Source organism: Streptomyces sp. NPDC059524 (genome assembly GCF_042749255.1).
GTDB classification, from domain to species: domain Bacteria; phylum Actinomycetota; class Actinomycetes; order Streptomycetales; family Streptomycetaceae; genus Streptomyces; species Streptomyces xanthii.
Map to the genome: position 1 here is coordinate 1 of NZ_JBHYTK010000170.1, position 8,692 is coordinate 8,692.

At 71.7% G+C, this 8,692-nt stretch carries 10 protein-coding genes; 5 read left to right on the forward strand and 5 right to left on the reverse strand.

The annotated features are described in order from the left end of the window. Positions 1-45: 45 nt before the first annotated feature. On the reverse strand, positions 46-1,353 hold the full coding sequence (locus ACFW9D_RS32680) for a phytase (protein ID WP_384628003.1): 1,308 nt from the start codon (positions 1,351-1,353) through the stop codon (positions 46-48). 130 nt (positions 1,354-1,483) lie between these two features. On the opposite strand from ACFW9D_RS32680, the gene ACFW9D_RS32685 reads away from it, so the two are divergent. Together ACFW9D_RS32685 and ACFW9D_RS32690 are read left to right on the forward strand one after the other, a co-directional pair. After that, the gene (locus ACFW9D_RS32685) at positions 1,484-1,870 is read left to right on the forward strand and encodes a hypothetical protein (protein WP_384628006.1); all 387 of its coding nucleotides are present in this window, start codon (positions 1,484-1,486) and stop codon (positions 1,868-1,870) included. 78 nt (positions 1,871-1,948) lie between these two features. Beyond that, the gene (locus ACFW9D_RS32690; RefSeq protein WP_384628009.1) at positions 1,949-2,905 is read left to right on the forward strand and encodes a DUF389 domain-containing protein; all 957 of its coding nucleotides are present in this window, start codon (positions 1,949-1,951) and stop codon (positions 2,903-2,905) included. Between the two features lie 33 nt (positions 2,906-2,938). Here ACFW9D_RS32690 and ACFW9D_RS32695 read toward each other — a convergent pair whose 3' ends face one another. Next, complete coding sequence (locus ACFW9D_RS32695; RefSeq protein ID WP_188335419.1) at positions 2,939-3,796, reverse strand: Rieske (2Fe-2S) protein; 858 nt, start codon at positions 3,794-3,796, stop codon at positions 2,939-2,941. Between the two features lie 135 nt (positions 3,797-3,931). Continuing rightward, a complete protein-coding gene (locus tag ACFW9D_RS32700; RefSeq protein ID WP_188335420.1) occupies positions 3,932-4,351 on the reverse strand; it encodes a helix-turn-helix domain-containing protein in 420 nt (139 codons plus the stop codon). Between the two features lie 87 nt (positions 4,352-4,438). Here ACFW9D_RS32700 and ACFW9D_RS32705 point away from each other — a divergent pair, with 87 nt between their 5' ends. Then, positions 4,439-5,260, forward strand: a complete 822-nt coding sequence (locus tag ACFW9D_RS32705) for an NAD(P)H-binding protein (protein WP_384628012.1) — start codon at positions 4,439-4,441, stop codon at positions 5,258-5,260. Here ACFW9D_RS32705 and ACFW9D_RS32710 read toward each other — a convergent pair. After that, positions 5,257-5,487 (reverse strand): DUF6480 family protein, encoded by a 231-nt coding sequence (locus tag ACFW9D_RS32710; protein WP_188335422.1) that lies wholly within the window; start codon positions 5,485-5,487, stop codon positions 5,257-5,259. The two genes, ACFW9D_RS32705 and ACFW9D_RS32710, sit on opposite strands and share 4 nt — an antisense overlap. 131 nt (positions 5,488-5,618) lie before the next feature. Here ACFW9D_RS32710 and ACFW9D_RS32715 point away from each other — a divergent pair, with 131 nt between their 5' ends. Further along, positions 5,619-6,041 carry an SseB family protein gene (locus ACFW9D_RS32715; RefSeq protein ID WP_384628016.1) on the forward strand — a complete coding sequence of 141 codons (423 nt, stop codon included), beginning with the start codon at positions 5,619-5,621 and terminating at the stop codon, positions 6,039-6,041. 10 nt (positions 6,042-6,051) lie between these two features. Here ACFW9D_RS32715 and ACFW9D_RS32720 read toward each other — a convergent pair whose 3' ends face one another. Beyond that, positions 6,052-7,215: an acyl-CoA dehydrogenase family protein gene (locus ACFW9D_RS32720; protein ID WP_384628019.1), complete on the reverse strand. Its 1,164-nt coding sequence runs from the start codon at positions 7,213-7,215 to the stop codon at positions 6,052-6,054. Between the two features lie 171 nt (positions 7,216-7,386). On the opposite strand from ACFW9D_RS32720, the gene ACFW9D_RS32725 reads away from it, so the two are divergent. Continuing rightward, a complete protein-coding gene (locus ACFW9D_RS32725; protein ID WP_384628022.1) occupies positions 7,387-8,595 on the forward strand; it encodes an oxygenase MpaB family protein in 1,209 nt (402 codons plus the stop codon). The last annotated feature ends 97 nt before the right edge of the window (positions 8,596-8,692 follow it).

Consider the following 8,692-nt stretch of genomic DNA (forward strand, 5'->3'; position numbering starts at 1 on the left):
ACGTCCGGGTGCGTGGGCCCCGCCTTCTCGGTGGGTGCCGCCGGGTCAGTCGTCGAGCGCGACGAGCACGGGCTTCAGGTCCACGAACTTGAAGTCCGTGGCGTCCCGGCCCGTCTCCCCCGGCTTGTCGTCGCCGTCCTGGACGACGAGGAGGCCGTGCGGGTACTTCGTTCCGAGCGGCTCGTTCAGGACGGCGGCGCCGTCGCTCTCCTCGGTGCCGTCGAGGGTGGCGGAGGCGGCCGTGATCCTGAACCCGCCCTCGTACTCGTTGTCCTCGTCGAGCTCGCGGTCGTAGGCGGCGAAGGTGTTGTCGCCCTGGCTGGAGGCGAGGAGATAGCCGTCGCCGTCCTTCTGGCGCAGCAGGGTGAGTCCCTCGACGTCGGCGCGCAGACGCGTTCCGCCGAAGCCGGGGTCCGCGCCCGGGACGCACTCCTCGGTCTCCGGGTCGTACGTGCCCGGCACGCCGTACTCGCGGACCTTGTCGACGAGTTCGGGGGTGCCGCCGAGGTCGGCGTCCATGCGCCAGATGCCGACGTCCTCCTGCCCCGCGTAGAGCGTGCCGGTCTCCGGGTCGACGACCATGCCCTCGACCTGCGGCAGTTCGTCCGGCTCGGCGCACGGGGACCAGGTCCTGCCGTTCGGCAGCTTGAAGGCGGAGGGCAGTGCGAGGGTACGGATCTTCCGGTACGAGACGGTGCCGTCGGAGCCCGCGGTCAGTTCCAGCAGGCTGAGTTCGGTCCGCTCGCGCCGGCTGACCACCGCGTACGAGCGGCCGCTGGACGGGTCGGTCCAGGTGGCGAGGCCGTATGCGGTGCGCTGCTCGTTGATCTCCTCCTGGGAGCCGGAGAAGACCGCCGGGGCCGTGGGCGCGGTCACGTCGGTGAGCGGGGCGCCCGAACCGCTGCCGTCGATCCGGTAGATCCGCAGCCGGTCGCTGCCACGGTCGCTGGTGACGGCCAGATCGGCCTTGCCGGAGCGGGTCTTCATGCCGGGCACGAGGTCGACGTTGTTGAACCGGCCGGGCGCGTCGTCCGGACCGGGGGCACGCGGCGCCGGGACGGACTGCACTTCGCGCGCGTCGAGGTCGTAGACGCGCAGGCCTCCCTCCTTCACCGTGGCGATGACGAGGCTGCGGTCCGGGTCCGCCGGGTTGCGCCAGATCGCGGGGTCGTCGGCGTCCGCGTTGCCGCCCGCCTCGTCGTCGTACACGGCCGGTGTCTCTGCGGTCGGCCGCACCGCGGGCAGGTCGTCCGCCGCGACGGCGGATCCGGGTACGACGGTGGACAGTGCGGCGAGCGCGGTCAACAGCGCGAGCCGGCCTACGACTTGGCGGGCCCGGTGGGACGGAGCCATGAAGGGGGATCCTTTCCTTGTCACGATCATGACCAGCTCACGGTCGGGCGGCCCGGTGAAGGAATCCGGGGGGCGAGGTGATCAGGACGCGTCCCGAAGGTGAAGAACGTGAGGCATCATGTTCGTCGCCGTGACGTTCATCGGGGGGATCATCGTGCGGATCGCTGCTCTGTTTCTTGCGCTGGCCGTGTGGGTGGGTGTGCCCTTGTCGGCGGCCCCCGCAGCCTCGGCGGCGGCCTCGAGCACCGCACCGTCGGTGCCCGAGGTGTCCGGGGTCGGGCCGGTGCGCACGGTCGCCGCGTCGCGGCCGCGCCCCAAGCGCAAGTCGGGCAGCCGCACCGGTACGGGTGCGAAGCGCCGGCACGGCGAACGCCCCGGCACGGGCGACTACGTGACCGGTGCCGCGGTGTCCTGGTGGGTCTACGCCACGTACGGGCTCGGCGGTCTCGCGGTGCTGATCGTGGTCGGCCTGCTCGTGCTGTTCCTGCTGCGCCGCCGGCAGGCCCGCACGGACTGAGCACCCGGGCGGTACGTCCCCGGGCGACGCGCCGGTCACGGTGCGGGGCTGCGGCACCGGACGCGCCAGAATCGGCCCGTGCTGCATGTACGACTCATCGCCCCGCCCGACCGCACCGACGCCGCCGTGCGCGTCGCCGCGGACAGCCCCGCCGCCGTGAACGTGGTCCTGCTGCGGGGCGCCGCGCACCAACCGCCGGGTGACGTCGTGGAGTTCGACGTCGCCCGCGAGGCCGCCGACACCGTGCTGCGTGAACTGCGCGCGCTCGGCCTGGAGGAGAGCGGCGGCGTCACGGTGGAGCAGCTCGACCTGTCGCTGTCCCGCGCGGCGGACCGGGCCGAACGACTCGTACCGGGGGACCCGGACGACGCGGTCGTCTGGGACGAGCTCGCGGCGCACACCGCCGCCGACTCGCGGCTCACCTGGGCGTTCCTGGCCTTCCTCACGCTGGCGACACAGATCGCCGCCATCGGCGCGCTCCTCGACCAGCCGGTCCTCATCGTCGGCGCCATGGTGCTCGGCCCGGAGTTCGGCCCCGTCTCGGCCATCTGCTTCGGTCTGGTGCGCGGGGACGGGCGAGCCGTCGGCGGTGCGCTGCGCACGCTCGTGGTCGGCTTCGCGGTCGCCGTCGCGTTCACGATGGCGTGCGCGGCCGTGGGGCGGGGGCTCGGCTGGGTCACGCCGGACATGCTGGTCACCCGGCCGCTGACCGACTTCATCGTCCATCCGGACCGCTGGTCGTTCATCGTGGCGCTGCTCGCGGGTGTCGCCGGCATCCTCTCCCTGACAGCCGGCAAGTCGGCCGTGCTCGTGGGGGTGTTCATCTCGGTCACGACGGTGCCCGCCGCCGGAAACCTCGCGCTCGCCGTGCCGCTCGCGCACTGGGACGAGGTGAGCGCTTCGCTGGTTCAGCTCGGCCTGAACCTCATGGGCATGCTGATCTCCGGCACCGCGACCCTGATCGTCATGAAGCAGCTCTGGGCCCGGTACGGCCTGCCGCTGAAGGCTCCCCGTGCCGCCCGTGAGACCGCCTGACGGGCCTCCGCCACCGGCCGCTTGACGGAGCGTTCAGGAAGCGGCCGACCGGACGTGGACCCGCCCCTCGTCGTCGACCTTCGTCTCCCAGCGCCGGGCGTCCGCCGCCGCCGGCCCGCGCACCGCGCTGCCGTCGGCGAGCCGGAACTCGCTGCCGTGCCACGGACACCGGACGCAGTCACCGTCGTCCAGCACCTCGCCCTGGTCCAGGGGGCCGCCCGCGTGTGTGCAGACGGCGGACAGCGCGTACACCGTCGGCCCGCGCCGGACGAGGACCACCGGCACCTCACCGGCCTTCACCCGCATGGGCTCGCCCTCGCTCAAGGCGTCCAGCGCGGCGACGTCCGTCCACTCGTCGACCTCCGGCTGGAACGCGGTGTGGCTCACACCGACGCCCCGGACCAGCGTCAGATGGCCACCGAGGTACGAGGCGCCCGCGGTGAACGCGAACCCGATGCCGCTGAGCACCGCACCGGTCCCCCGCCGGCCCCGGCCGCGCGCGACCCAGCTCGCCGTCTGCAGCACGGTCGCGGTCGCGTTGCAGATCCCGTGCACGGCGCCGATCCGCTGGTCGGGGCCGTACGAGTCGGACCAGTCGGAGGCTCCCGAGACCGCGGTCGGGACCGCGGCGAGCAGCCCCACCCCGACCAGCCGGCGCGCGGCACCGGCCCCGGCCGGGCCCGCCGTCGCGTCGAGCACCGAGGCCATCGCCCAGGCGCCGATGGGGACATCGGTCAGCATCGGGTGCAGCTGATGGCCCAGCCAGGTGCCCGACAGGGCGTTCTTGACCGCTCGGCAGCGCGTGGCACGCCGCACCCGTCCGGCAGCGGAACGGCACAGGCCGTCCAGCGCCCCCAGGTCCTCGACCTGCTTGATCAGGTGCTGTGCCATGGTCGCTTCTCTCGTCGGGAGCGGATTCAGCGGGTACGGAACCAGCGAGTCCCCCCACAACCTAAAACCACTCCCGCCGCCCCTGCATGTCGAGCCGCCGCCGTTCGACGCGGGCCGTGACGCGCCTTTCCCGGTTCAGCGGATGTCGTGGTCGGGGTGCGTCTCGTCGTACGCGTGGCGGGCCTCGGCGATGACGGTGCGGTGGGCGAGGGACCAGTCGGCGAGTGCCTTGACCAGGTGGGTCAGTCCGGCTCCGGTGTCGGTGAGCCGGTAGTCGACCTGGGCCGGGACGGTCGGATAGACGGTGCGCAGCACGAGGCCGTCGCGTTCGAGCCTGCGCACCGTGAGGGTGAGCATCCGCTGGGAGATGCCGTCGACGGCGCGCTGCAGCTCACGGAAGCGGCGCGGCCCGCCGGCCAGTTCGACGATCACGAGCACGGACCACTTGTCGCCGATGCGGTCCAGGACGTCGCGGATGCCGCAGTCGGGGTGGTCCTCGCGCCCGCACGGGTCGAGCTCGGCAGGGGTGGTTACCCCGGTGTGCGTGGGTGACATCAGAATGCCTTCTTGTCGCCGGTGGTCGTGCGCTCGAGGATCAAGCGTAGTTACTGATGAGAACCACCGAAGGAAGACTGCGCTGCGATGAACACGATCTTGGTGACGGGAGCCAACGGGAGCCTCGGCTCGGCGACCCTGGAGGCGCTGCGGGCGAGCGGTGCCCCGGCCACGGGCGGCAGCCGGACGCCCGGCGCGGAGATGCGGCGTCTCGACTTCGACGACCCCTCGAGCCTGGACCTCACAGGAGTGGCGACCCTGGTCCTGGTCTCCGCCGGGTACGCCGAGGACGACCGGGTCGTCGCCCGGCATGCGGCGGTCCTGGACGCCGCAGTCCGCGACGGCGTCCGTCATGTCCTCTACACCAGCCTGACCACGGCCGGTGACCACCTCGGTTTCGCGCTGGCCCACCGCGCCACCGAACACCTCGTCCGCGCGAGCGGGCTTTCGTGGACGATCCTGCGCAACGGCCTGTACGCCGAACTCTTCGGCGGCCTGCTGATGTGGTCCGGCGAGGGTGTCGAGTCGGCTTTCGGGGACGGCGCCCTGGCAGCGGTGGCCCGCGAGGACCTCGCCGACGCTGCCGCGATCGTCGCGGCGGATCCCGCCCCGCACGCGGAGCGCGTCTACGACCTGGTCGGTACGCCGATCACGGCGCGGGAGGTCGCGGACCGACTCGGTGTCCCCCATCACACGATCGGCCTGGGCGAGTACCGGCGCAGGCTCCTCGACGAGACGCCCGGGCTCCTGCCGTTCCAGCCGCCCATGCTCGCCTCGATCGCCACCGGCGTCCGGCACGGTTTCCTGGCCGGCACGACCCCCGACCTCACGGCTCTGCTCGGCCGCCCGGCCCGCGACCCCTTGACCACCGCCGCGTCAGCGGCCTCCACCGGTCACCGGTCTGCTTAGGCGAGCAGCGACACGACCATGGCGACCAGGCCGATCGCCACCAGGAGTGTCACCACGGCGATCGCGATCAGGGGCATGGTGCCCCAGCCCTTGCGCAGCAGCTCGGACTGCGGGTACGAGATGGCGGCGGACGTCCCTTCCTCGCCGGGTGGGGTCTCGCCGGGCGGCACTGCGCCACCGGCGGCGAGGCCTGGCGTTCGGCGCGGATCGGGGTCGGTCCCGTTCATGACACGCCTCCTCTCGGTGACGTCTGCGCCCGACGGGTACCCCCGCACCGGCGGGGGTACCGTCCCTTTCCGCATGGTTCGATCACTTCCGGGTACCGGAAAGCCATCGGACGAGCCGCTGGGGGAAGACCATGTGTGACGACACGATCCCCATGGAACTGTTCGCGGGCGCGGCCCAGGACGCCCTGCGCGACCTCCGCCGGTCCTCCGACGACGCGGCCGCGCTGGACACCCTCGCCGCCTGCGACATCCTCGTACCGGAACCGGCCGGTTCCGACGCCGGGAACAGCCCGGAGAACGGCAGACTGACCCTGCCCGTGATCGACGAACCGCCGGGGCTGCACGCCGTGCCCGTCTTCACGTCACCGGAGCGCATGGGCCAGGCGCTCCCCGGCATCCGCAGGAGCCATCAGGTGCAGCTCGGCCTGCTGGCGGCCAATTGGCCCACCGACGAGGACCTGGCCCTCCTCATCGATCCGGGCCACCACGACGGCCTCATCCTGACCAGCCGGGGCGTGCGCTCCCTGCTCGCGGAGCGCGGGGACGGCGCCTAGGAAACAGCCTCTAGAGTCCCAGGTCGCGGCCGACGATCTCCTTCATGATCTCGGTGGTGCCGCCGTAGATCGTGCTGATGCGCGAGTCCAGGTAGTCGTGGGCGATGCGGTACTCGAGCATGTAGCCGTAGGCGCCGTGGAGTTGGAGGCAGCGGCCGACGGTGTTCACGTACGTCTCGGTGGCCCAGAACTTCGCGGCGGCCGCGTCGACCGCCGAGAGCTCGCCGCGGGAGTGCCGGGCGAGCAGGTCGTCGAGGTGACTGCGGCCGACGCGGGCGGTGGTGACCATCTCGGCGAGTTCGAAGCGGGTGTTCTGGAACGAGCCGATGGGCTTGCCGAACGCCGTGCGCTGCTTGACGTAGTCCAAGGTGCGTTCGAGAACGCCCTCCATGGACGCGACGGCGTTCGCGGCGATCGAGATGCGCTCCTGCGGCAGGTTGCGCATGAGGGAGGCGAAGCCCGTGCCCTCCTCGCCGAGCAGATTGGCGGCCGGCACGCGCACGTCCTGGAAGACCAGCTCGCTGGTGTCCTGGGCGTGCAGGCCGACCTTCTCCAGGTTGCGGCCGCGTGAGAAGCCGGGCCGGTCGGCCTCGACGACGATCAGGCTGAGCCCGCCGTGCCGGTCCGGGCCGGTCCGTACGGCGGTGACGACGAGGTCGGCGTTCTGGCCGTTGGAGATGAAGACCTTGCTGCCGTTGAGCACGAACGTGTCGCCGTCGCGGACGGCGGTGGTGGCGATCCCGGCGAGGTCGCTGCCCGTGCCGGGTTCGGTCATCGCGACGGCGACGACGAGCCGGCCCGCCGCAATCCCGGGCAGCCAGCGGGCCTTCTGCTCGTCGTCGGTCAGATCGGTGAAGTAGGGCACGACGATGTCGCTCGACAGACCCACGCACGCGAGAGCGTCCGCCGCGGGATGACGGGAGAACTCCTCGCCGATCACCGCGTTGAAGCGGAAGTCGGTGATGCCGCCGCCCCCGTACTCCTCGGGGATGTTGAAGCCGAGGAGGCCCGCGCGGGCGGCTTCCTCGAAGAGCGCGCGGTCGACCTTCCCCTCGGCCCGCCAGCGCTCCACGTGCGGTGCGGCGTGTTTGTCGGCGAACGCGCGGGCGGTGTCCCGCAGCAGCTCGTGCTCGTCGTCGTAGAGGGAGCGCTGGGCGGAGATCACACGGGTCATTCGGTCACCACTCCTGATGCGGACACTGACGCGTCGGCTCTTGCCGACCCCGGAACGCGTCGTTATGTTAATCAGAAATCACACCCATGGACATACCTGCCGGACCGTCAACTCTCCAGTGGCACAGGCGAGTACGGCCAGGATTCGACCTACGTGGAAGTAGGTAAGTGAATGGGAAATATCAGTAGACGACGTGTACTGTCGCTGGGCGCCGTGCTGGGTCTGGCGGGTGTGGCGTCCGCGCCCGAGGCGTGGGCCTGGTCGTCCCGCGGTTCGCTCGCCGGCACCGACGCGGTCACCGATCCGTTCCAGGTGTGGGATCCGGAGCCGGACGAGGTGGCCGCGCGGCTCCTGGCCGACGGTGTGATTCCGGCGGTCAACACCGCATGGCGCTCCTGGGTCGACAACGCGGACCCGCTGCCGTCCGGCATGCCGGACTATCTGACCAGCTACCTCCAGCAGGTCAACCGGCTGCCGTCCTGGGCGGACGCCACCGCACTCGCCGCGTCCGAGCGCTACTACAAGCGTCTCGCCTCGTACCTGTTCGTCTCCCAGAGCCTGGGCAGCGGCATCATGAGCACCGTCATCCCGCGCGAGGCCAGGGCCGTCTACTGGTCGGCGGGCGGCGCCGACATGAAGGAACGCGCGGCCAAGACGTTCACCTTCGGCTACGACCTCAACTCGGAGACCGCCTGGCAGCCCACGGGGCACTTCGTCGTCACGGCCAACAAGACCCGCCTGGTTCACTCGGTGGTGCGCAATCTGCTGCCGACGTCCGCGCGCTTCATGGAGACCTCGGACCAGCCGAAGCCGATCAGCAACGGTGACATCCTGCGCACCTTCCACTCGGTGGCGACGTACGCGCACAGCAATCTGCTCAAGTGGGGCATCCGCCTGTCCGCCGCGGAGCAGGAGGCCGACCTGCACGCGTGGCAGGTCGCTCTCCATCTGCTGGGCGTGCGGCGGGAGTTCATCCCCGCCACGTGGGCCGACGCCCTGGCGCAGGCGGAGCACATGCTGTGGCCGAACCTGGGCCCCACCACCGAGGGGACCAGCCTGGCCGAGACGCTGCTGGGCTACATCACGCAGCCCACGCTGGGTCTGGCCACGGGCTTCGTCCACGAGTTCGTGCGCTATCTGCTCGGCGACGAGATGTGCGACTGGCTCGGGCTGCGCCGCGACTGGGCCCAGGCCGCCCTCATCAAGGTGGAGTGGCCACTGTACGTCGCCTTCCGCGAGGGGACCTCGGGCGTGTTCCCCGGCAGCGGCTACCTGTTCGACCAGGCCCTGCGCGGCATCGCGATGCTGTATCTCAACAACGGCACCTCCGCCACGCAGACCCCGGTGACACTCCCGGCCGCGAACAGGCCGGGCGCCTGAGCCGTGACCCCGCGGCGCCCCCCCCCCCCCCCCCGCGAGCCGGCCGCCCCCGCCCCCCCCCCCGACGACAACTCAAACACGCGCCCCCCCGCACACT